A 22,019-nucleotide genomic window follows, 5' to 3' on the forward strand; every position below is an offset into this window, starting at 1 on the left:
CTTTAAAAACTCAAATTCACCCCTGCACTATAAATCCGTTGTTGTGGATAGTACATACCACCTGCATTTGTTCCTTCAGGATCCTGTATCTTGATCTGATCGATCGAAAACAAATTAAATCCACTAATGAATACCCGTAAGTTTTTCATTTTGATTTTTTCCAGCACTTTAGGCGACAATGAATACGCCAACTCCACATTTTTCAGTCTTAAAAAAGAGGCATTCTTTAACCAGAATGTCGAATTCATGCTATTGAATGTATCGTCACGGTCGAAGGCTCTTGGATACAGGGCATTAGGTGTCTCTGTTTCAGAAATCCATCTGTTCTCAAAATAAGTTACATCTCTGTTGTAACTCCCGGGTTTAATGATCTGTTTTGCACGTCCCTGTCCTGACCACAGGATATTTAAATCAAAATTTTTCCATTTGGCACCCATTGTTATACCATAGGTAATTTCAGGAATCGGACTTTCATAGATACGGACCATATCATTGCTGGTAATTTTTCCATCGCCATCCACATCCATATACTTGATATCCCCTGGCATCGTATTCAGCAAATGTGGTGAGGCATCAATCTCAGCCTGATTTTGATAGATACCGTCTGTCTTATACACCAGCCATGAGTCTATACTATGGTCTGTCCGACGCTGCCATTCCGGCGTATTTTGTGCTTCGTCAAAAAAATGAATCTTATTACGTACAAAAGTGAAATTTCCACCTACCGAATAGCTAAAATCATTGATCTTATTGCGATAAAGCAAACTACTTTCCACCCCTCTGTTTGATATTTCACCAATATTTTGGTCAGGCAGCGTTAATCCTGTATAGCGTGGTACAGAAGCTTGTTTGGGTGTTAGGATGTCCGTACGCATCGAATAAAAATACTGCAAGTCAAAACTCAAGGTATTCTTGAAGAAAACAGACTCAAAGCCGACGTTTTTCGTATCCACTTTTTCCCAAGTAATGTTCGGGTTAGCCAATCTTCCGACGGTAAAACCCTTTGTTCTTTTGGGATCAAGACCAAACATGGCACCATCTCCAAGAACATAGGTACTGATATATTGAAAAGGATCCACCCGGTCGTTTCCTAGCTTGCCCCAGGAAGCCTTGATTTTCAACTCATTGATAAAAGGCACATTTTCCTTGAAAAAATTCTCCTGAGAAATACGCCAGCCTGCCGATACCCCTGGGAACCAACCCCAACGTGCATTGCTGATAAAGTTTTGTGAACCATCTCTTCGCACTGTAATATCAGCCAGGTACTTATCCTTAAAACCATAACTTACACGACCAAAATAATTCTGCCTTGCCGAAATCGTTGCTTTTCCGTCATTATTTTTTTGATTGTCACTTCCCGCAAATAGGTAATCTACGGCATCGCTTAAGAAGTCTCTCCGATACGCCGAAAACCAATCACCTCTGTTCTTGCTCTGCTCATAAGCAATGAAAGCATTGACACTATGTGAGCCGAATTTCTTATCGTATCCGATTTTAAAATTCCAGGTCTCAGTACGTATATCATCGTTTCTTTCAGTAAGGTTGATATTTGCATCGCCCGTTGTCTCACGGATATTATCGTAATTCTTTGTTGCAGGATTATAACGATAAGCATCCCACATATCATTCAGCTTCTTTTCATGTCTATATTGTGAATCAAATGCTGCATAACCAGAAAAACTTAATCCATCTAATAACCAAGGTGTTTTGAGATCAAAACCTGCTTTTGTATTGACAAAATTATCCTTTACACGCTGATAGCCGGTCTTGCCCGAAGCCAGAATCGTTAAATTGTTACCCCACGAAAGACCTGGACCAGGTAATCCATTGGGATAATAGTCAGGCAAAAAAGGATAGGCATGGAACGCTTCCCAAAAGAAGGTTCCCATATCGTAGTTTGAATTATTCCGATTTTCCTGTCTGGTGGCTACCTCAACTAATACCGAAAGGTCTTTGGTTACTTTAGCATCCAAGTTGGTACGAAATTGAACCGTCCTAAAATTTAGATCTGTATTTCTAAATCCTGGCTTTTGATAAAGGTATCCTCCAGAAACATAATAACGCACTTTTTCGTCTCCGCCACGAAGTGACAAGGAATGTTGCGTTTGTGGAGAAGATTTAAATACGGACTTCATCCAATCGGTATTGGCATACAATAAGGGATCAATCGTTCCATCCAGATATTTCCCCTTGATATCTTTATACTTTTCAGCACGCCCAAAATGTGCATTGATTTCATCATCATACACCATAAATTGATAAGAATCCATCAGCTTTGGTGTTCGTGTATGTTCGGAGAAACCGTAACTACCATCATAGGTGATCGTAGGTTTATCACCATTACCGCGTTTCGTAGTTACCAAAATAACCCCATTCGCAGCTTGGGCACCATATATTGCCGCCGAAGCATCTTTTAAGACTGAAATTGTCTCGATATCGCTTGGATTTAGCCGTTCTATTCCTCCGCGATTGGCCACACCATCAATGACATACAAAGGACTGTTGTTCCCCAAAGATCCCTTGCCGCGGATATAGATCTGCGATTGATCATTTCCAGGTTCACCTGAGCGATTATTTGCCACTACACCCGGCATTCTTCCTGCTAGGGAATTGGACAAATTCGGCGCAGGAGATCGCTGCAGCTCGCTTCCTGAAACCTGGCTCACCGAGCCGGTCAATGTTGCTTTCTTCTGTGTTCCGTACCCAATGACCACAACCTCTTCAAGCTGTGCGAGATCTTCCTGGAGAACGACATCAATAGCCTGCCGCTGATAGGCAATCTCTTGCGAAAGGTATCCCAAATAAGAAAATTGTAAAATACTATTTTCTTTTTCAACAACAAGCGAAAATTGGCCGTCGCTATTCGACTGCGTCATTTTATCCGTACCTTTTATACGTACCGATACTCCTGCCAAAAGCTTTCCTTGCTGGTCTTTGATTGTACCGGAGGCGATTCTGTCCTGAACCTTCGCTATGGAACGAATAATAATACGGTTTTCGCTGACCATATCCATTTCTAAGGATTCTTTGGCCAAAATAGGCGACAAAAGATCGATCCATTTTTTATTGCGGACGTCAACATGTTTTATTTTAATCGCATTGATCGTATTATCGTTGTAGATAAAATTGATCTTGGTCTGCTCTTCAATTGAAGTCAATAGGTTTTTGAGTCGGATCTCTTCAAAACGTAAAGAAACTGTCTTCTGCGCTTTCGACTCTTTTGCAAATCCAGTGGCAACACATGCAAATAAGAAAATGATTACAAACTTGGCCATTAACAACCATTTTAGATAATACGAGATAGGCACATGATAAAGAACATGTGATTTTTTTTTCATAATTTTGGTATTTAAGAAATAATCGATTGGCATCCTACTTTCCTAGGGTCCGATGCCATTGGTTAAAACATTGGGTATTGCTCACTATGAGGGATACCCTTTTTTTATATTACTTTACATAAAGCGTATCATTTTGGGTATAATAATTTAGTTTAGTACCTGTACGCTTGATGACATTCAAGACTTCTTCACAGGTTGTTTCGTCAAATATACCGGTGATGGGCTCTTTTGCGAGCTGCTCATTTTCGACTACAATGGGTTTACCGAACCAACGCTCCATCTTCTTCGCAACCACTTCAAAACCTTCGCCATTGAAAACCAATCTATTTTTCATCCAAAGTGTTTCAGTAACTTCGGCATCAACGAGGTCAAGCTTTGCAAAGGTCACTTTTGGTTGCAGGACAACATGCTTGCTCCGATGATCATTCGTTGATACAGGTTGATTGATCACAGACACCTTATTACCCGGCAAGAGTTCATACAACTTCTCCTGCTTATTGTCCATAACCTTCAGTCGTACTTTCCCTTCGATCAGGGAGGTCGTCGTCATGTTCTCATCCGGAAGCGCACGAAGGTTAAATTTTGTACCTAAAACCTGTACCTCTGCGTAGGCAGTTTTGATCTTCAAGGGTAGATTGGGATTCTTGGCAATAGCAAAATACCCTTCACCAACCAATTCCAATACGCGATCAGTTTTACCAAATCCAGCCTTCAATCGCAATACACTTTCATTGTTAAGCCATACCTCCGAGCCATCGCTCAATTTGATCGATTTACGCTCGCCCTTTCCTGTAGCAATCGTCTGCCATTCCGTATCTTCAGCTACCTTTTTATCATTTTTGATAAACCAAAAGGACAATACTCCAAAAACTATAAATAGGCTAGCGGCAATGGATAGTAGCTTAACTTTATGGCGACCTATAAATGGACGGGCGGTTATATCCTCGACAGCAGTAAGTTCTATTGGTCTTGACTTTTCATAGCTTATTTCAGCTTCTAGATCTTCTTCCCCATGCTTCTGCTCTAAATAGGCCAATAATTCCCTCTTACTTTTGTCGGCACGTAGCAAGTCATCCAGCGCGATTCTCTCCTCTGCTGTGAGCTCTCCCGCTAGTAACTTAGCCGCTAAAAATAAAAAGTATTGTTCCTCAGATGAAAACATGTGCATTCGGTCTATTTGGAGTAGAGACACCAAAAGAAACCAAAACCCCCAATAGAAAAATTATTTTTTTTCTTTAATACAGGACCACAGCTTTTCTAAAGCAATTTGAATGTGTCTGTCTACCGTTTTCTTGGATATCCCCATCATTTCCGCAGTTTCCAAATACGTTTTTCTTTCCTCTTTCACCAGTTTAAAAGCCTCCTTAGTTTTGGGCGGAAGCCCTTCGACAGCCCGTTGAATACGCTGTATGCTTTCTGTAGATATTAAAATCTGTTCCGGGGTATTTTTATCGATCAACGTGTCCTGATATTCCGTTCCGTCAGTGAGTATGACCTGACGGATGCGTAGGAGGTTAAGGCATTTGTTTTTTATTGCCCGAAGCAAATAGCCCTCGACGTTTGCGATGTTCATTAGATCAGGACCCAGGTACCAAATTTTCCAGAGGACTTCGGAAACCACATCTTCGGCTAGTTGCTTATCCTTGATAAAAGAAATAGCATTACTCTTCAAAACCCCATAATTGGCCACGAAATAAGCCTTAAACGAGCTTTCATCTCGATCAATGGCAATATTCTTCTTATTTTCCGCAGATAAGGGTTTCAAATACATTGGTTACGTTGCAATTCGCAGCACAAGTTAAACAAATTCATTCCAAGAATGCAAAAAAAATCGAAAGCTCCGTGCCGGGGCTTGCTCATCAAGTACACAAACTACATGTTCAAATCGTGTATAAAAAATGGATCAGACAACTCGAATTTTCCGCGCCAACGCGTTCTGCAGCATTAGTAAAGTCAAGAAAAAAGCCGCTTGGAAAATCCAAAACGGCTTGATATATAGCGTAAAAAAAGTTTCCACTCAGATTATTCATGCAAAACCAAAATCGCTTTAACTGATCGGTTCAAAACTTCATTCACCGTACTACTTGCAAATAAACGGTAAATCATATTATGGTTGCGTTTGACCAAACACAGAATATCGGTCTGATTGTTTTCAACAAAATCAACGATCGCATGTGATGGGCGTGTATCATCCTCATCCACATAATTAAAGTTGATATCTACGTTAGGAAGCAACTGACGCATTTTTTTCTCCCCATTGCGCACTAGCTTTTCGTCCAAATCCCTTTCTGAGACGTGTAGAATTTCCAACTTCTTGGGGTCCGAAAGTTTTAAAATACGATTGAGTGCCTTGACATCACGAACAGACAATTTTGTTGTTTTATAATCCGTTGCCAATGTAATGACCGGAATAGCGGACAGATTACTTTCAGGAGGTACAATCAAGGTTGGAATACGCAATTTTGTCACAGCCATACTCGCATTACTACCGACAATTTCTTTAATGCCTGTCGCCCCGGTAATTCCCATCACCAAAAAAGAAACATCTGTATATTCAACATACTTTGTGACTACATTACGCAGATAACCTACTTCAACAACGGTTCGCACTTTGAGGTCATTGTATTTATTTTCCTGGACCACCTGATCAGTCCATTCTTGCAAAGCAGCACGTTTTCTAGCGTAATAATCTTCTATAAAGATCGCGTTATAAGTACTGTTGTTGATCCCTTCTGTCGGGTGTATGGCATGTACAACAGCAACTTCCATATTCAAACGAGAAGCCAAAGACAAGGCGTAACGCAAAGCATGACTTGCATTGATTGAAAAATCGGAGGCAACAAGAATTTGTTTCATTTTTTAAGTTTTTAATATTAACCTGTCAATAGCCATGTGTACAAATGCAATGGATGACAAAAACATTTAGATAACAATCAACTAAATAAAAAGATGGAAGAATACAAATAGTAATAATGCCAAGCCAATTGACACGGGTAAAGTAAGTACCCAAGCAAGACCGATGCTTTTGAGTGTCCCTTTATTCAGATTGCTCTTTCCTCCGGAAGCGACCATTGAACCGGCAATACCACTTGAAAGCACATGCGTTGTACTAACAGGCAAACCCAATACGGTACTGATACCAATTGTCGAAGCGGCAACAATCTCGCTTGAGGCCCCTTGAGCATAACTCAAATGTTCATTTCCTATTTTTTCACCAATCGTTACTACAATACGTTTCCAACCGATCATTGTCCCAAGACCTAAGGCGATTGAAATAGTTAAGATCACCCAGATCGGTGCAAAGTCCGTAAGATGTTTCAACTCGCTCAACTTACGATTGAGCTCCAGTCGATTTTCAGTATTGATATCGATCTGTTTATTGCTCTCTAATGCAGCAATGGATTTGACTAAACCTTCAACCTCTTTTCTGAATTTAAAAGTCCCGGCTTTATCCGTTACACTTTTATCCATCAAATGCAGCTTGACTTGCTCAATCTCCTGGTTGACTTGCACAAACATCGTTCCCTGAGCGACATTACTGGAAGCAATTGTCTGTAACACGATTTCCGTTTGATCGAGCGTTTTAATGACAGCCGCATCTGGTACGGAATGGTTTATTGCAAAACGAGCAGGCAGAAATGCAATTAAGATCAACATAAACAGTCCTACTCCTTTTTGTCCATCGTTGCTACCGTGAAAAAAACTGACCAATGTACAGGTCAGTATAAGAATACCGCGTACTAACAAGGGAGGTCTGTCATCTTCCCCCTGTGGGATGTGAAAAAGTGCTTTATAACGGACGACATGCTTTAAAAAGAGCATCAATAACACCGCTAGACCAAAACCAATCAAAGGTGAGAGAATCAAAGAAAGACCAATTTCCTCGGCCTTATGCCAATTGACACCACTGCCACCATAATACCAGGTGAAGCCTATACCCGCCCCGATAAGGGCACCAATCAAGGTATGTGAACTCGAACAAGGAATACCAAAATACCAAGTCCCCAAATTCCAGATAATAGCCGCTAATAATACAGAAAGGACCAAACAAGCGCCTACCGAAACCGGTAGTGCCATTAAAGTATCTAGAGGCACCAATTTAAGTATTCCCATAGCCACTGCGATCCCACCTGCAAAAACACCTAGAAAATTCCAAAAGCCAGACCAAGGAATGGCTACAATTGGTTTAAGTGCTTTGGTATAAATTACCGTTGCAACGGCATTCGCGGTATCATGAAATCCATTGACAAATTCAAAGGCCACAACGGCAAATAAACAAAGGGAAAAAACAATAAGAAGTCCAGTACTAAGATCGGTTTCCCCTAAGAGAGGAATCATGTTGCAGAAAATTTGCATATTATTCTTTCATAAGATTTATGGTTGTCCTTGCTGAGTTTTTCTTACTTGTTGAGTTTTCCTTAAGGAAAACTACCGCAGGAACAATCGCTTCATTCAGCTCAAAAATAATTTTCAGATGTTAACTTTTGATAAAGGATATATTACGTTATACAACACGAAAGAAAAACTTAAAACACTGTTAACGAATCTTATTCCGCCGCTATTTTATTTCCTACAAATTCTCTTAATTTATGGGGAGCTAACACGGACTTTATAGGGACCTCATTCGGACTTCATTCGGATGAAAGCGAATAAAGAACGAATAAGTTCCGTAGAAATAACGATTAAAAAACGGATCAAAAGTAAATTTGATCGCTAGTTTTTACCCACAAAATATAGACAAACCAAAATCCCGTATAAGACCAACCGTAAAGTAAGAGCCATATTAGACCTTTTGTAAACTTTTTTCAGGAATGGACATAGCCTATCTGCGAAATACCAAGCAGAGGATTCGAGAGAATTTTAGTCCCCCATTTACAGCGAAAACAGTACGATTTACCGATTCAAATCCACAGTCCACCGAAAAACACAAACTTTTTAGAATTAAACCCATTACTTTAGACAAAAGTAAATTTAACACCGAATTAATTATGCCTAAAACTTATTCATTAAACTGTTCCTTGACGAACTATTCTCCCTTACAGCGGATTACATTTAGTACGCTACCTTTTCTTATCGCCATTTATTGTGTGTTCTTTGCACAGCATACAAAAGCGCAATCTTTAGACTGGTCTACAAAAGATATTGTATTTAAGAGTGAGGGTATTAACTTGGCAGGAACCATGCTTCAGCCTCGAAGCGCCCATGCTGCCATTGTCCTCATACATGGTTCTGGACAAGAGAAAAGAATGATGGAGTTTGCCTCATATTTAGCCAAAAACGGTATTGCCGTATTTACTTATGACAAGCGCGGAGTAGGAAAATCTGAGGGGACCTATGCTGGCCCTGAGGTCGGTACCAATAATATCGATTCTGCCAACCTCCACCTCCTCGCTAAAGATGCACAAGCAGCGGTAAAAGTATTCCATCAGCAGCTAGGGAAAACGAACATTCCTATGGGGCTATTGGGATTCAGCCAAGCGGGATGGATCATTCCTTTAGCTACTAACCAAAATCCTTTGGTCGACTTTTTTGTATTGTACAGTGGAGCAGTTATCCCTGCCCGTGAGCAGCTCCGCTTCCAGTTCTTTACAAATGGAAAAAAAGATTTTTGGGATAAACATACGGAAGCCGAGGCCCGACAACATGTAGCGAATGATCCAGATCGCTATCAATTTACAAATACCGATCCGATGACATCACTTAAAACGATAACAGCTCCAGGACTCTGGCTTTTTGGATCCAAAGATATCCAAATACCTGTAGGCTTATCGATTGAACATGTCAATGCGCTGAAAGCACAAGGAAAGCCCTTCGAATATTGCTTATTTCCTTTATTAGATCACAATACAAGCCTTTCGGCATCGCGTGAACCAAGTGCTATTGCATTGAATTGGATTAAAAATCAACGTAAAAAAAAGTCATAAAAAACGTCTTTTGACAACGGCTCATTAGCATAAAATCAAGCATTAAAAAGGCCTAAGTAAAAAACTTAGGCCTTTCTTCAATCAATTGAAATGTTTAACTCGCTAGGTTCATTCAAATCCGCATGAAGCACTTTAATAATTGTTTATAGCTAAAATGGTATTGAAACAAAAAGGCTAATGTTTAGGCCATGTTAAAATAGATAGACAAAAAAAAGCACTATAGTACCGTTTGCGACAATAGCTAAAATGTAAAAAACACCCTTTAATTATCTATATTTTTAAATAAAAATCACTCTTTTTCCTCACGGACGAGAAAATCATAAGAGTACCAGAATTTCAGGTGCCCATGGGAATTAAGGCCTCCTAGACTATAGCTAATGGGATAATCAAAGCTATTCTGTTGCAGTTCAAGTTCATTTTTATAATCAATGACAAGTTTTTTAATTTCGTCCAGGCCTGTTGCGCGTCTAATAAAACTTGTTTGACGTCCACCACGCAGATAGACCAGTATGTCGGACCCTTTTAATACCGTTTCGTCGGTTTTCGTCAAAAATTGATTGTACAGCAATTTTTCCAATACGTTTTTAAGATCACCACGTGGAAAATCACTTTCTCCCATCATAATCGAGTGTGTACCGTAGTTGACTGATGAAACATAGTAGGGATTATATCCTGTATTTTTTAACTTCCCAAGTGCATCCTTATTAAAAGCCTTTTCATAGTCTTTCAGATCCGCATGGAGACTAAATGTAATATGTTCTCGACGCAACAACAGGCTATTAGCTCTTTTTATCGTGGTGGAATCATGGTGACGGACCAATTTGAGTACACTATCTACGTCAGGGCTATTATTAAGATGGTAACGTATCGCCCTATAATCGAAAAATGCCCCTACCGACGATTGCTTCAAAACAGCCGGTTCCCCCTTGCTTTTCTTCGCGAAAGCTCGCACAGCATCAAATCCAGGAATGACATGAATAGGAGATAAAGTCGGCTGTGTAGAAGAAATTGTGCTTTTGAAAGGTTTATAATAATTACGAAGGGAAGTTAGTTTTAGTTGCGGTGTGGTATCTTTTAATCCCCAAACTGTCCCCAAATAGAAGTTTTTATCTGTAGTACCATCCACGTAAATCTGGCTAACCGAAAACCCGACGGAACGCCCTTCAAATTGATACCTTTTAGCCATTGTTCCACCACCGACCTCCGTAGAGTCAAAGTCAATATCTTCTTTGTCACAGCTGGACAAAAAACAAATGCTTAGTAACAACAGGAAAAGATATTTCATAATTTAAAAAATTAATCGTCAGCTCTGGTGCAGCACTTCGATCTCATCTACCCGTCGGACAATGGCCTTTAGATTCTTCTCAAAGATATACAAAATTCCTAATCCAACATACATAAAAATAAGAATTACAATACGATACAAAGTCAAAGGAATATAATTAACGATCCATTCCGAAGAAACCAACCCGATGATCAAAACCATAATCGGTATCGTTAAACCAAGATAATTGCGATAAACGCAGTATTTGCTCCCTCTAGGTCGATGCCGCAATAAGTATACTGGAATATAAAAAACGAGTGTACCGATCATCCCTAATTTTAATCCCGTCCAAAAAGCATCTGCATCGAGCGGCACAAAATAATAGAACAATGTGAAATAGACGATATAAATTGCACTATGCCAATGCTTGACGAATTGTAAAAAATCAGCAGGAAATTTATTGATCTGTTTACGTTGCAGATTTAATTCATAGCTAGCTGCAATGCTTCCAAAACCCGCCGCTCCAAAACTGGCATAAGCGAGATCAATGGCTCGATTGAAATATATACCGGCATCTGAAGACATGAGTTCTTCTACCTTACAAGCAAAGTGATCCAAAATTTCAAGTTGAACATCAACATAACGATATCCTTTAGAACGAATAAAATCCATCAGAACACCTAATTCCGCTTTGGTCAATTTCTTTTCTGTCATGATACAATTGGTTTAGTGTTCAAGATAACCTGCAACTTCTCCACAAAGGTCAACGCATCTTTCATTTTACTTACCTGAGCTTTTTTTCCCTTCACTGTCAGGGCGTAATATTTTCTTGCTCTTCCATCGACTACTTCTATTGCTGTATCCAGGAGTCCTTCCGCTTCTAGCTTATGTAATGCAGGATAGAGCGCCCCCTCAGTCAGGATAAACTCTCCTTCGGTTAAGAGTTTTACCTGTTGAGTCATTTCATAGCCATACATTCTTTTCGTTCCAGACAATAGCTTTAGAATAATCGTTTGTAAAGTGCCTTTTAATAACTTCGTATCTTTCATTCGTTCATCTTAAACAATTAATTAAATATACCTAATTTTCTTATATATACAAAAAATATAAAAAATTATGATACAGCAGCTTGCATTTTAACCCTCGCCATTAGTTATGGTCCTTGCACTGCCTTTTGACTGGACTGCTTCTGCACTGCTTTTGCAATTAACCGATCAAATTCCTATGAATCGCCAAGTGTTTACCTAGTGAACCAGGTAGACACTAGGTCTCAGGTAGGTGTTTACTAGGAACAAGATCGAACAATGGCAATGGCAAGAGCGAACAATGGCAATGGCAGGGATAAAGCGAAAAAGCCGCTAGAGCTGGGAACTCCAAACGGCTTTGCACTAACAATTATATATAGAATGATATGATTATCCCGCTTTCAGGAGATCAATAATAAGGCGATCTCTATTTTCATTCAATGAGGGATAAAATTGATTTAAATCAACCAATATGATTGGCATCCCCTTATTTTCGGGTTTATACAAGACATTATCTACCAAGTCCCGACAGAAAACTAACGATTCATCATCCGTGAATACTTCTCTTGACCTTTTGAGGAAACTATTAAAAAAACGTCTTGGATTGTTGATAATTTTAAGATGTTCTTGATTTGGAAAAACTGTACTGGAGAGATCTAGCCCTCGAGAAAATATAACGTCCTTCAATTCCGCATGACCAAAATTTACTAAGGGAGTCTTTAATGGTTTGGCTTTTTTGAGAATAAAAAGATTGGTGGAGTATAAATCTTCTGTAAAAGGAATTCCATAAAACCATGAAGAACTGATCTTTCCTTTAAAAACCACATGAACCAAATTCGTCCCGTCGAAAGTTGTTTTGTCAAATGTATTGTAAAGGAAGGAAGACTTTTCAATTTTTAAATTTCCAATAATGGCTTTCGAAAAATCATTCGCTTCGAATGTACTTTCCATCCAAAGCCCAGATTCCTGAAAAACAACAGACTGAAAGTTACAGTCTACAAAGGTACAGCGAATGAACTTACAATCACGAAACATGGAGTTCATGAAGCTTTTCCCTTTTATCGTACAATCGATAAATGAACAATTTTTTAAAACTTTGTGATTGAATTCAAAACTTTCAATCTCACTTTGTTGGAATATTTTATTAGTCAGTGCCATGCTAAAAATGATTAATAGGCTAAAATTTCATAGTAGTTGCATTGCAAATGGATCTTTAACGGCCAAAATCTCCATTTATACAATGATGACAACGGGAAAGACAAAACGTCCTAAAGAAATTTTGACTTTTTTTATTTTTTTTACCCTAGCCTAAAAACAGCCAAGACCTATAAGATCTCCTAGCAAACTGACTATGGGAATACGCTAGTCAGCGATTCTTATAACTGGCCAATAGGCACAAAAAAAGCCGCAAGAACGGGGAGTCCTTTACGGCTTACTACCTATGAAAAACATTCACCTTAAGTATAAGGCACTATCTACTATGACAATTAAAATTAAAATGGTGCACATAAATCTACTGCACAATGAATTAGCGAATTAAAATCGGTTCATTCCCCACTTCAAAAAAGCTCCAATCTATGTTCTTGGCATTTCTTGGAACCAAATATAAAGTGCTCGGTCAGAGATTCAACCCACCGTTTACAATTCGCCAAAAATGATTTACGATTCGTCTGTTGTACTATTTTAATCGGCCGGTTAATCAGCCCTTTACTGCTAAAAGAAAAAAAAGTATATTGGTGAACACAATTAAAACTGTTTATGAAATTGATAAAAAATATTTTGGCGGTGCTCGTACCGCTTACCTTATTCAGTGGCACAGCCTTTTCCCAAACCAAAGAGGAGCTTAAAAAAAAATATGAAAACAGCATACCAATTCCTATTATGTATTGGACTCTGCCCTCAATGATTTCCATTCTATTTCCATTGATATTATTGTACAAGATGACATCCCCGACCACTATTCATTTTACATTTCACCCTTTAATATATCCCTAAACAATATGCCTTTATATTGTGGTATTCAATCTGCCGGTGGCGGTATCAGTGTTAAGACTGGTAAAGAAGAAGATATCAAATTTAATGGCATCTTTTCGCGTTGGTTTGAACGGACAAAAAAGGCTTTAAAAACTACAGGATATTATGCCAGTTCAGATGCGGAGGGTGATTTTATCAGTGTCCGCAATACCGTAGGCTGGCACAAAGGTTCTTATCGCATCACACTAAAAAAAGAAGGCTATATCGCTGGCAAAGCCGTTCCAGATGATATTAACCCTAAAGAAACCTATTTCAGCTGGGGCGATTATGAACATTCCTGGGTCACTATGTATGTCGAAGATTTAAGCACAAAAAAAGTGGTCAATGTAGGGTCCCTAGCCTTCCCGGGTAAAAAGATCCAGATGAAAAAGCACATCACTTCGTTCTTGGAACAATACAAGTATTTTATTGATTTCGCCCAAAGACCGCGGGACCTCGAAGGGTTGAATGTCATCCGATACGACAAATTGCCTAAAGTAACCGTTGTTCAAAAAAATCTACGCATCAATGGTAAATTGGTCAAGCTTGAAAACGTGCCGACTTACCATAACCGTACACATAATCCCGAACAAAGTAAAGTAGCCGGTGAAATCCCTATTCTATCCAAGGATAGTTATAATGCTGCAACTGGTGAACTTACACTAGAAACGGGCGTGTTTGTAAAATGGCCGGAGAAAAAAGACGTTAAGTAAAAAGAACCTTTTTAATTAAGTCCAAAACTGACAATAAACGAGTTTTCTTCTTTTGCGATCCTATCTGACTTATTCTTAAAAGGCTCTCCAATGGCAGCAGCAGCATATAACACCTTTGGTCGTCCGTTTTTATCGAATAATATAAACGGACGTTCCAAATGGGCCAGCACTGTTTTGTGTTGTCCGTCAACCTTTAATTCGCGTAGTGATACCAAAGGGTGATGGGCAGCAGGCCAATGCAGGCCATCTGCCGACGTAATCAGTGCCAAGGCGCCAAACTGTGCAACCAGTTTACCGGAGTGTGCCTTTTGACCAATTTAGGGAAGCAAAGGTTTCAATCGTCTTTATTAGAAAGAGAAAATTATGCAAAAGCCAATAGATAAACCCATAAAACAGCAAACTGTAACAGCGAACAAAAATAGGTTCAGGAAGACTTTTATAGCGGTTCTTTTCGGTACAAGCTCTCTTTCTGGGCTTGTTTATGGACAACGGACCACAAAAATCATCGCTAATCCTTTGGCATTGGAATATCGTTTTATGCCCGAAAGTCCCAGTAGACGGGAAGCAGCAGATCCCATCATCGAGCTTTTCAACGACCAATATTATTTATTTGCGTCAAAGTCCGGTGGATATTGGCGCTCCTCAGATTTAAAAGACTGGCTGTATATCCCTTGCAAAAGTATTGGCAGCATTGAAGCTTATGCACCTACTGTATTAAATTACAATGGTGCACTTTACTTTTTGGCTTCGGGTGGAAAACCTCAAATTTATAAAACAACCAATCCTGATCAGGATCAGTGGGAACCCATACCGACCAAATTTACCATTGGCATGACAGATCCAGCCTTCTTCAAGGACGATACTGGTAAAGTCTATCTGTATTGGGGATGTTCAAACGTTGATCCCATCATGGGGGTGGAAGTAGATCATAACGATGGTTTCAAACCCATTGGTACTCCGCAAGTATTGATTCAACATCGTGAAAAACAATATGGCTGGGAAGTACAAGGCGAGCATAACGAACTGGGAACTCCAGGTTGGAACGAGGGGGCAACAATGATTAAACACAAAGGGGTATACTATCTCCAATACGCATCTCCGGGCACGCAATTCAGAAGTTATGCCGATGGTGTTTATACTGCCAATTCACCTTTGGGACCGTTTCGCTATGAAGCCAATAGTCCTTTTTCTTATAAACCAGGTGGTTTTATTGCAGGCGCAGGTCATGGACATACCTTCCAGGACAAGCTGGGCAACTATTGGCATGTAGCGACCATGAAAATTTCGGTGCGAGACTGGTTTGAACGACGTATCGGCCTTTTTCCAGCATTTTTTGACAAGGAAGGTCAGCTTTACGCGCAAACGGTATATACCGATCTCCCCTTTCAGATCCCCAATACCAAAGTCGATATCGAGAAGCAGGATCTTTCTCTACCATACAACCTTTTATCTCAAAACAAGCCCATTCAGGTATCCAGTGAACTGGATAAATTCCCTAAAATTTACGCTAACGATGAACGGATAGAAAGCTGGTGGTCGGCAGCTTCGGGCGCTATCGGTGAATATATACAGATTGACCTCGAAAAGAACATGTCCATCCGTGCCCTACAGGTGAATTTCGCCGATCAAGATTTCCAGCTTAAAGCACCCCAGTCTTATTGCTATCAATATGTGATCGAATACTCCAGCGATGGCAAAAAATGGCTCCCACTGATAGACCAAAGCAAAAACAAAAAAGATCACCCGCATGAATTATTTAACCTCGATCGCAAAGTCAACGCTCGTTATGTCCGCCTGACCAATAAGAAAGAGATTCCTGGTAAATTTTCGCTTTATGATTTTCGAATATTCGGTCATGGTTTGGCGCAAAAACCGCAGGGAATCAACACCTTGACAGGGAAACGCAATACGAAAGATCGTCGCCAGATTACACTGCATTGGCTGGCATCGCCGAACACCAAAGGCTATATTCTCCGTTGGGGCATTAAATCCGATAAATTATACAATGCAATCGTGGTCTATGAAAACAAATTTGACGGCCGTAGTTTCAACAGCGATCAGGACTACTATTTTTCGGTGGAGGCTTTTAATGAAAATGGTCATTCAGAACAGCGCAAAAAATTGCTCCATATTGAATAACGTATAGCATGGCTTATCCCATTGCGTAAACGACGACAAACCTGATCCGAAAAGACACATATGGTGAACTCTTGTCAATCAGATAAAGTCGCACACAAAATAACACGTAAGTCAAGTCAAAAAAAAGTCTTCTCATCATTGTGATGAGAAGGCTCTTTAAAAAATTGAAATCTTGATCCGAAACGTTCACCGAACGACTTACTTAATGACAAACCAAGTTTGACTTTTTGCCGGTATATTGACCTCAAAGATCGCTTCGGAGGCTGCATTTAATGGCATTGTCCTACTGTTTTGATCTTGCTCAACCACTTGTACATTTCCTGTCAGTCCGGTATAGTACAAGTTGACCTTAATTTTTCGTTTTATCGCTTCGTCCAATGGATTATAGATCATTAGTAATCCTTTTTCTTTCCCCGCCGGATTCACGTGCAAAATAGCATCATAATCCATCCCGTCAGGACGTCTCACATGGATAATATCACTGTCCAAAACTTCGCGGTGTTTCTTGTAAAAATTCACCCATTTGGCCACTACGTTTTTCGTCTCTGGCGAGTCATAAAGCTGTGGTCCACGATAACAAGCCTGTACACCTGCACCAAACAAGTTGGCTAGCCGTTGCTCGTAATGTGGCAGGTGATCCTTCAAAGGCTCGATCGTCGCCTCTTTGCCTCCACCTTGATATTCTACCAAAGGGACAAACATCCAGCCCATAGACGGCGCCTTTGCCCAGGTACCATCAAAAATATTCTGTCTTTCCACAATCTCCTGTTGTGCCCTCGGTAAGGACCAGTTTGCCTCACGGTAGCCCATCCCGACTTTGTTGCCGCCATTCAAGAAATACATATCTGGAATATTCAGGTAGATTCCCTTTTCACGGCACCATTTGTAAAAATCAGTGATCCGTTTAAACTGATTCCATTGCGAGTCTTTTTCATTATGATGCCCGGGGTGATCGGTGGAATAGCACCAATCTCCAGGATAGGATCCATCGTGCTCAAATACGCCCAATCCCGAACTTTCATACAGGTTATACAGCTTTTTGAAGTAAGCCTGCCCCCATTCACTCTCAATACAGGGTGAGCTTCCAAAGCGAGGATGCATGCCTTCAGGTAGCACAATGTCATTTTTTGCATCAATATGCCGACTGGCAAGGAGCGAATAGCCTCCAAGTTCAATTCCTTTGCTATGTGCATAGTCAGCAAGCTCTTTCATGCGTTTAATATTCTCCGGAGAATCATCTTCGGCATTGAATCCAGACCAAAAGGTCATAATCACCATTTCAAAACCAACTTCCGCTGCTTGATCAATTGCCTTTTTCACCGACTCGTTATCCGAACTCCGTACATGCATCAATATCGGATTTTCAGTTGCCCATGGCGCCATAGAGCGCAGCATTTTTCGGTATCCAAGGCTCTTACGTTCGCGTTCCCAGCTATCGTTCAACAGCTCCCAAACCCGATAACTTGCAAATTTCCCACCGGCAGCAACCTGTTGCTCAGGTCCCATTTTAGGTGCAACTTCCAACAGACATGGTGTCTCCCGGTCGTAGTGGACCTGTGTGGTATATAGCGGGTCTTTTTTCCACTCCAGACTCGAGGAATAAACGACTTCCTCGCTCATACCGCCAAATGTATAATCTGTTTCCACGGTGATATTAGGGTATAACCAACGGCTTCTATGATCCACCGAACTTTCGGGCTCAAATACAGCCAATTGCTCACTCTTAAAGCTATTAACCACAATTTCCCGGTCCGACTGATTCTGCACGGTAATCCACTTACTAAAGATCGGCATGTCATCATAAAGATCATAATGAACCTGTACCGTAACGTTTTTCATATAAGCAAGTTTACTGGACAGATCGCCTGCAAATTGGGATGGAAAATCACCGTATGCCCAAAAACCTTCTATTTTGGAGCGACCTTCCTTTGTCGAAGCCTTACCATCCTTATTCCCACCGTTTGGATCCATTTTTCCGACACGGACCAGTTGTATCTTGTCACCTGACTTTAGTGGAAGATGACCAACAGTACGCCATTGTTGTCCGTCCAAAGAGGCTTGTGCCAATAATTCTTTATCCGCTATTTCATATCTAAACCATAGCTGATCTGCTTTACCAACTTCGAAAGTTCCGTTATCGCGTTTGCCATCAAAAAAAACAACCTTACCTTCGCTTGCTCGCCAATAAAGCCTGGGACTACTATTCGTTAGGGCCAGTCCAAAACCCAATCCCCAATCGTTGGATTGATCAGTACCTTTATTCATCTTGGCTACGAGTACCTTTGCCTCTTGAGGAATTGTTCTTTCAGCGAACACAGCAGCATTTTCCAGTGCCATAATTTCGCCCACTTTTCCTTCATTGACAAAGGAATTACGCTCATGTGATTTTGAAACCATCAACTTCCATCCAGAATTTAGCTGCTGAAATTTATCTTCCAACAGCAATGCCCTGTTTTGGTCACTTTTGCTCTTTGCGGCAAGCGCATCGATCGCCTGCTGATCCAATGTATAGGTAAATGTCAGCTCTTTGCCCGGCACAGGCCAAGGCATATCTTTAGGCATCCAGTTTGGTCTCTTTTTCCAGCCAAAACGGGATTTTGTATCTTCAATTTTATAGTCATGGAATTTAAAAGCCATGGGATCTGCCTTTAAACCCGGGATCCATTCTTTCAGTAAATAATTATGTACTTTCTGTCCTTCCAATCCGCCGACATCAAAGGTAAATCCATCGATTGTTACGCTGGCTTCAGGTCGAATTGACCGTAGAAATGCTGTATTTCCAGTCAATTCATCCAAACCAATACTGGCCACATTTGGAAAAGTCGTAAATGTACGGCTGACCAAACCATTGGAAAAGACCAAATGACCTTCTTTCGTCTTGAAAAGCCCTGCTTTCGCCTGGGGAGTCCCTATTAACCAGTCTCCAGACAGGCTGTTGCTTTCTTTGCTAAATAGCGGCAGCTGCTGACTATAGCTCTGCTTTGCCTGGCCCAATACGCCCAATAGACACAGGATATAGAGTTGTTTTTTAAAGTAATTCATCTTTTTATTTTGCCAATACCTGTACAGTAGCCACTTTCAAACCCTTACTCGATGCGTTGATTCGGATTGCACCCTGCGCTCCTTTTTTTGCTTTTACGATGACCAATGCCATTCCATTATACGCTTTACGCGAATGACTTTGGAACGAGGTAAAATCAATTGCATTTCCATTATCTGTGGATACAATTTCACCTGCACCTTCGACCGAAAAATCAATCAACGCCTCCGATTGAGGCACCAAGGTTCCCTTTTTATCAGTCACTTTTACCGACACAAAAACAAGTTCTGAGCGTCCGCCATCGATCGTCGCACGATCTGCTTCCATCTGGAGTTTTTCAGCCTTTCCAGCGGTTTGGATTTCTGCTTTGGACCATTCCTTGCCGTCTTTGTAAGCAATTACCTTAACCGTTCCCGGTTCGAAACGCACACTATCCCATTGCAACCGAAAATCCTGTCCCGCAACCTTCTTCTTACGTCCTTGACTTTTTCCATTGACAAAAAGTTCTGCTTCTGTACCGGAGGTATACACATGTACCGGTGTAATCTCCCCTTTTCTGCTTGTCCATGTCCAATGTGGCAGGATATGCGTCACTGGTAAGTCTGGTCGCCAATGGGATTGATAGAGGTAAAACCGATCTTTTGGAAAACCTGCAAGGTCTATAATACCGAAATAGCTGCTCCTTGAAGGTGGATTTTTCTTCTTCAATTCTTCCAATGCGGCTTCCAATTCAGCACGTTTCGCAGGATCCGTTCTAAAATTCAACAAATTGGTCTCCGCCGAATTATAAGGTGTCGGTTCGCCCAGATAATCAAAACCTGTCCAAACGTATTCTCCCAGCAAGTTTGGATACTGAGCCAATATCCGGAACTGTGCATCCGGTGAACAGCCCCATCCCGGAGCAGCACGATCGTAAGAGGTGACCTGCCAGCCATCGTAATCGGTTCCAAAAAAATATTCTCCGCGGGAGGAAACACAGGAAGAAGTTTCACTGCCCAAAGTCGGCATATTCTGATAACGCGCATCTTTATCCCAACGCCCCTGTTGACTGAAGAAATAATTCACGCCCATGATATCCAAAGCGGTTGCAGCGCCCGATTCACGGCCGCCATCCGGGTCATTATAACCATTGGAAACTGGTCGTGTTGGATCTGCCCGACGAATAATATCGGCTAGATGCCTAGTCATGTTGACATCCTGTTGTTCAAGCACCTCATTACCAATGGACCATATAAATACCGACGGATGATTTCGGTCGCGGTGTACCATGGCCAGTAGATCGCGTTCATGCCACTCATCGTACAATTTATTATAATCTTTTGCGCGCTTACCTGTACGCCAAGCGTCAAAAGCTTCATCCCAAATTAAAATCCCCATTTTATCAGCCAACTCCAATAATTCTGGTGCTGGTGGGTTGTGCGAAGTGCGCAGGGAATTCATACCCATGGCCTGTAACATTTTGAGCTGACGCTCCAAGGCACTTTTATTAAAGGCAGCCCCTAATGATCCCAAATCATGATGGTTACACACCCCTTTTATATCTACACGACGGCCGTTTAACTTGAAGCCTTCATTTGCTGTGAATGCGATAGTCCGTACACCAAAAGGACTGTAATAAGTATCGCTTGTTTGGCCATCAACGATGACTTCGATCTTTTCTACATAACGATTTGGCGATAGAATATCCCATCGTTTCGGTTGATTGATACGCGTTTCAAGATTCAGTTTGCCACTTGCATTGGCATGAAGGTCTACAAATCCACTGGCGGTAGCCACCTGTTTTCCAGGTTTATCTTGAGCATCTAACTCAAAATAAGTCGCTTTGACCTCAGCATGTACTGAAAAAAAACGAAAGTTATCCAACGTCACTTCATTCATCACCGTTGCATATTGATCGTTGACAACAGGTGTTGTAATAGCGGTTCCCCAATGTGCAACATGCACGGCCGAAGTACGTACCATCCATACGTGGCGATAGATTCCAGCTCCGCTATACCACCTTGATTCCCAATTTTCGGTATCCAAACGTACCGCCAGAACATTCTCAGCATCTTTTTTTAGGTAAGGTGTCAAGTCCATACGAAAAGAACTATACCCATAAGGCCAAGTTCCCACATAACGGCCATTTAACCAAATTTTAGCATTCGCCATGGCTCCATCAAAATCCAGATAAACACGCTCTCCAACTTGAAGGTTTTCGACTTTAAAATGTTTTCTGTACCAGCCTATTCCTTTATAAGGCAGCTTTCCGGATTCACTGGCCAACTCAATACGGAATGGCCCTTCGATAGCCCAATCATGCGGTAGATCCAAGCTACGCCAAGTATCATCATTACATTCGGTCTTATGCAAATCATTAGGTTCAGCCAATTGATTGCCATCAGCCTGCAAACCAAAGCGGGAAAACTTCCAGTCCCGATCAAAGAGCGCTACACGCGCATTTCCCATGCGTGTAATTTCCTGCTGTTGTCCAAATAAGGAGAAGGATAACATGGCGAGGAACATTCCGAAAATTACTTTCATTTATTCTTATTTATTTATTGATTATTTAACAGTAAGGTCC

General features: G+C 40.9%; 15 protein-coding genes. 3 read left to right on the forward strand and 12 right to left on the reverse strand.

What is annotated here, in order from left to right; all coding sequences use genetic code 11:
• Positions 1 to 2: 2 nt before the first annotated feature.
• From GVK91_RS07810 to GVK91_RS07830, 5 genes are all read right to left on the reverse strand, one after another.
• The gene (locus GVK91_RS07810; RefSeq protein WP_200845555.1) at positions 3 to 3,338 is read right to left on the reverse strand and encodes a TonB-dependent receptor; all 3,336 of its coding nucleotides are present in this window, start codon (positions 3,336 to 3,338) and stop codon (positions 3 to 5) included.
• A gap of 109 nt (positions 3,339 to 3,447) precedes the next feature.
• A complete protein-coding gene (locus GVK91_RS07815) occupies positions 3,448 to 4,500 on the reverse strand; it encodes a FecR family protein (RefSeq protein WP_159727768.1) in 1,053 nt (350 codons plus the stop codon).
• 60 nt (positions 4,501 to 4,560) lie between these two features.
• Positions 4,561 to 5,109, reverse strand: a complete 549-nt coding sequence (locus GVK91_RS07820; RefSeq protein WP_120332520.1) for a sigma-70 family RNA polymerase sigma factor — start codon at positions 5,107 to 5,109, stop codon at positions 4,561 to 4,563.
• 251 nt (positions 5,110 to 5,360) lie between these two features.
• Positions 5,361 to 6,194, reverse strand: coding sequence for a universal stress protein (locus GVK91_RS07825; protein WP_153845756.1), 834 nt, complete (start codon positions 6,192 to 6,194; stop codon positions 5,361 to 5,363).
• Positions 6,195 to 6,275: 81 nt separating this feature from the next.
• Positions 6,276 to 7,676 carry an inorganic phosphate transporter gene (locus GVK91_RS07830; RefSeq protein ID WP_235032810.1) on the reverse strand — a complete coding sequence of 467 codons (1,401 nt, stop codon included), beginning with the start codon at positions 7,674 to 7,676 and terminating at the stop codon, positions 6,276 to 6,278.
• Positions 7,677 to 8,149: 473 nt separating this feature from the next.
• Here GVK91_RS07830 and GVK91_RS07835 point away from each other — a divergent pair, with 473 nt between their 5' ends.
• Positions 8,150 to 9,262 carry a S9 family peptidase gene (locus GVK91_RS07835; protein WP_200845556.1) on the forward strand — a complete coding sequence of 371 codons (1,113 nt, stop codon included), beginning with the start codon at positions 8,150 to 8,152 and terminating at the stop codon, positions 9,260 to 9,262.
• Between the two features lie 289 nt (positions 9,263 to 9,551).
• Here the strand turns inward: GVK91_RS07835 and GVK91_RS07840 are convergent, their stop codons facing one another.
• The 4 genes from GVK91_RS07840 to GVK91_RS07855 all read right to left on the reverse strand — a co-directional run bounded on the left by GVK91_RS07840 (position 9,552) and on the right by GVK91_RS07855 (position 12,709).
• On the reverse strand, positions 9,552 to 10,547 hold the full coding sequence (locus tag GVK91_RS07840; RefSeq protein ID WP_159727772.1) for a hypothetical protein: 996 nt from the start codon (positions 10,545 to 10,547) through the stop codon (positions 9,552 to 9,554).
• 18 nt (positions 10,548 to 10,565) lie between these two features.
• The gene (locus GVK91_RS07845) at positions 10,566 to 11,240 is read right to left on the reverse strand and encodes a hypothetical protein (protein ID WP_159727774.1); all 675 of its coding nucleotides are present in this window, start codon (positions 11,238 to 11,240) and stop codon (positions 10,566 to 10,568) included.
• Positions 11,237 to 11,575: a PadR family transcriptional regulator gene (locus tag GVK91_RS07850; RefSeq protein ID WP_153845752.1), complete on the reverse strand. Its 339-nt coding sequence runs from the start codon at positions 11,573 to 11,575 to the stop codon at positions 11,237 to 11,239. The genes GVK91_RS07845 and GVK91_RS07850 overlap by 4 nt, the downstream gene beginning before the upstream one ends.
• Before the next feature lie 366 nt (positions 11,576 to 11,941).
• Positions 11,942 to 12,709 carry a pentapeptide repeat-containing protein gene (locus GVK91_RS07855; RefSeq protein WP_159727776.1) on the reverse strand — a complete coding sequence of 256 codons (768 nt, stop codon included), beginning with the start codon at positions 12,707 to 12,709 and terminating at the stop codon, positions 11,942 to 11,944.
• 842 nt (positions 12,710 to 13,551) lie between these two features.
• Here GVK91_RS07855 and GVK91_RS07860 point away from each other — a divergent pair.
• The gene (locus GVK91_RS07860; RefSeq protein ID WP_235032812.1) at positions 13,552 to 14,277 is read left to right on the forward strand and encodes a hypothetical protein; all 726 of its coding nucleotides are present in this window, start codon (positions 13,552 to 13,554) and stop codon (positions 14,275 to 14,277) included.
• 11 nt (positions 14,278 to 14,288) lie between these two features.
• On the opposite strand, the gene GVK91_RS07865 is transcribed toward GVK91_RS07860, so the two are convergent.
• Positions 14,289 to 14,546: a hypothetical protein gene (locus GVK91_RS07865; RefSeq protein ID WP_159727778.1), complete on the reverse strand. Its 258-nt coding sequence runs from the start codon at positions 14,544 to 14,546 to the stop codon at positions 14,289 to 14,291.
• Between the two features lie 94 nt (positions 14,547 to 14,640).
• On the opposite strand from GVK91_RS07865, the gene GVK91_RS07870 reads away from it, so the two are divergent.
• A complete protein-coding gene (locus tag GVK91_RS07870; protein ID WP_159727780.1) occupies positions 14,641 to 16,416 on the forward strand; it encodes a family 43 glycosylhydrolase in 1,776 nt (591 codons plus the stop codon).
• A gap of 198 nt (positions 16,417 to 16,614) precedes the next feature.
• On the opposite strand, the gene GVK91_RS07875 is transcribed toward GVK91_RS07870, so the two are convergent.
• The gene (locus tag GVK91_RS07875) at positions 16,615 to 19,458 is read right to left on the reverse strand and encodes a hypothetical protein (protein ID WP_159727782.1); all 2,844 of its coding nucleotides are present in this window, start codon (positions 19,456 to 19,458) and stop codon (positions 16,615 to 16,617) included.
• A 4-nt stretch (positions 19,459 to 19,462) separates the two neighbouring features.
• On the reverse strand, positions 19,463 to 21,979 hold the full coding sequence (gene galB / locus GVK91_RS07880; protein ID WP_159727784.1) for a beta-galactosidase GalB: 2,517 nt from the start codon (positions 21,977 to 21,979) through the stop codon (positions 19,463 to 19,465).
• Positions 21,980 to 22,019 lie beyond the last annotated feature (40 nt).

This window comes from Sphingobacterium sp. 18053 (assembly GCF_902706145.1).
Classification (GTDB): Bacteria; Bacteroidota; Bacteroidia; order Sphingobacteriales; family Sphingobacteriaceae; genus Sphingobacterium; species Sphingobacterium paramultivorum.

Excerpts from the sequence above, each read along its gene's own strand:
- GVK91_RS07845 (WP_159727774.1), bottom strand. The coding sequence starts at position 11,240 with ATGACAGAAAAGAAATTGACCAAAGCGGAATTAGGTGTTCTGATGGAT.
- GVK91_RS07820 (WP_120332520.1), bottom strand. The coding sequence starts at position 5,109 with ATGTATTTGAAACCCTTATCTGCGGAAAATAAGAAGAATATTGCCATT.
- GVK91_RS07850 (WP_153845752.1), bottom strand. The coding sequence starts at position 11,575 with ATGAAAGATACGAAGTTATTAAAAGGCACTTTACAAACGATTATTCTA.
- GVK91_RS07855 (WP_159727776.1), bottom strand. The coding sequence starts at position 12,709 with ATGGCACTGACTAATAAAATATTCCAACAAAGTGAGATTGAAAGTTTT.
- GVK91_RS07835 (WP_200845556.1), top strand. The coding sequence starts at position 8,150 with ATGGACATAGCCTATCTGCGAAATACCAAGCAGAGGATTCGAGAGAAT.
- GVK91_RS07875 (WP_159727782.1), bottom strand. The coding sequence starts at position 19,458 with ATGAATTACTTTAAAAAACAACTCTATATCCTGTGTCTATTGGGCGTA.
- GVK91_RS07840 (WP_159727772.1), bottom strand. The coding sequence starts at position 10,547 with ATGAAATATCTTTTCCTGTTGTTACTAAGCATTTGTTTTTTGTCCAGC.
- GVK91_RS07830 (WP_235032810.1), bottom strand. The coding sequence starts at position 7,676 with ATGATTCCTCTCTTAGGGGAAACCGATCTTAGTACTGGACTTCTTATT.
- GVK91_RS07810 (WP_200845555.1), bottom strand. The coding sequence starts at position 3,338 with ATGAAAAAAAAATCACATGTTCTTTATCATGTGCCTATCTCGTATTAT.
- GVK91_RS07870 (WP_159727780.1), top strand. The coding sequence starts at position 14,641 with ATGCAAAAGCCAATAGATAAACCCATAAAACAGCAAACTGTAACAGCG.
- GVK91_RS07825 (WP_153845756.1), bottom strand. The coding sequence starts at position 6,194 with ATGAAACAAATTCTTGTTGCCTCCGATTTTTCAATCAATGCAAGTCAT.
- GVK91_RS07860 (WP_235032812.1), top strand. The coding sequence starts at position 13,552 with ATGCCTTTATATTGTGGTATTCAATCTGCCGGTGGCGGTATCAGTGTT.
- GVK91_RS07815 (WP_159727768.1), bottom strand. The coding sequence starts at position 4,500 with ATGTTTTCATCTGAGGAACAATACTTTTTATTTTTAGCGGCTAAGTTA.
- galB (WP_159727784.1), bottom strand. The coding sequence starts at position 21,979 with ATGAAAGTAATTTTCGGAATGTTCCTCGCCATGTTATCCTTCTCCTTA.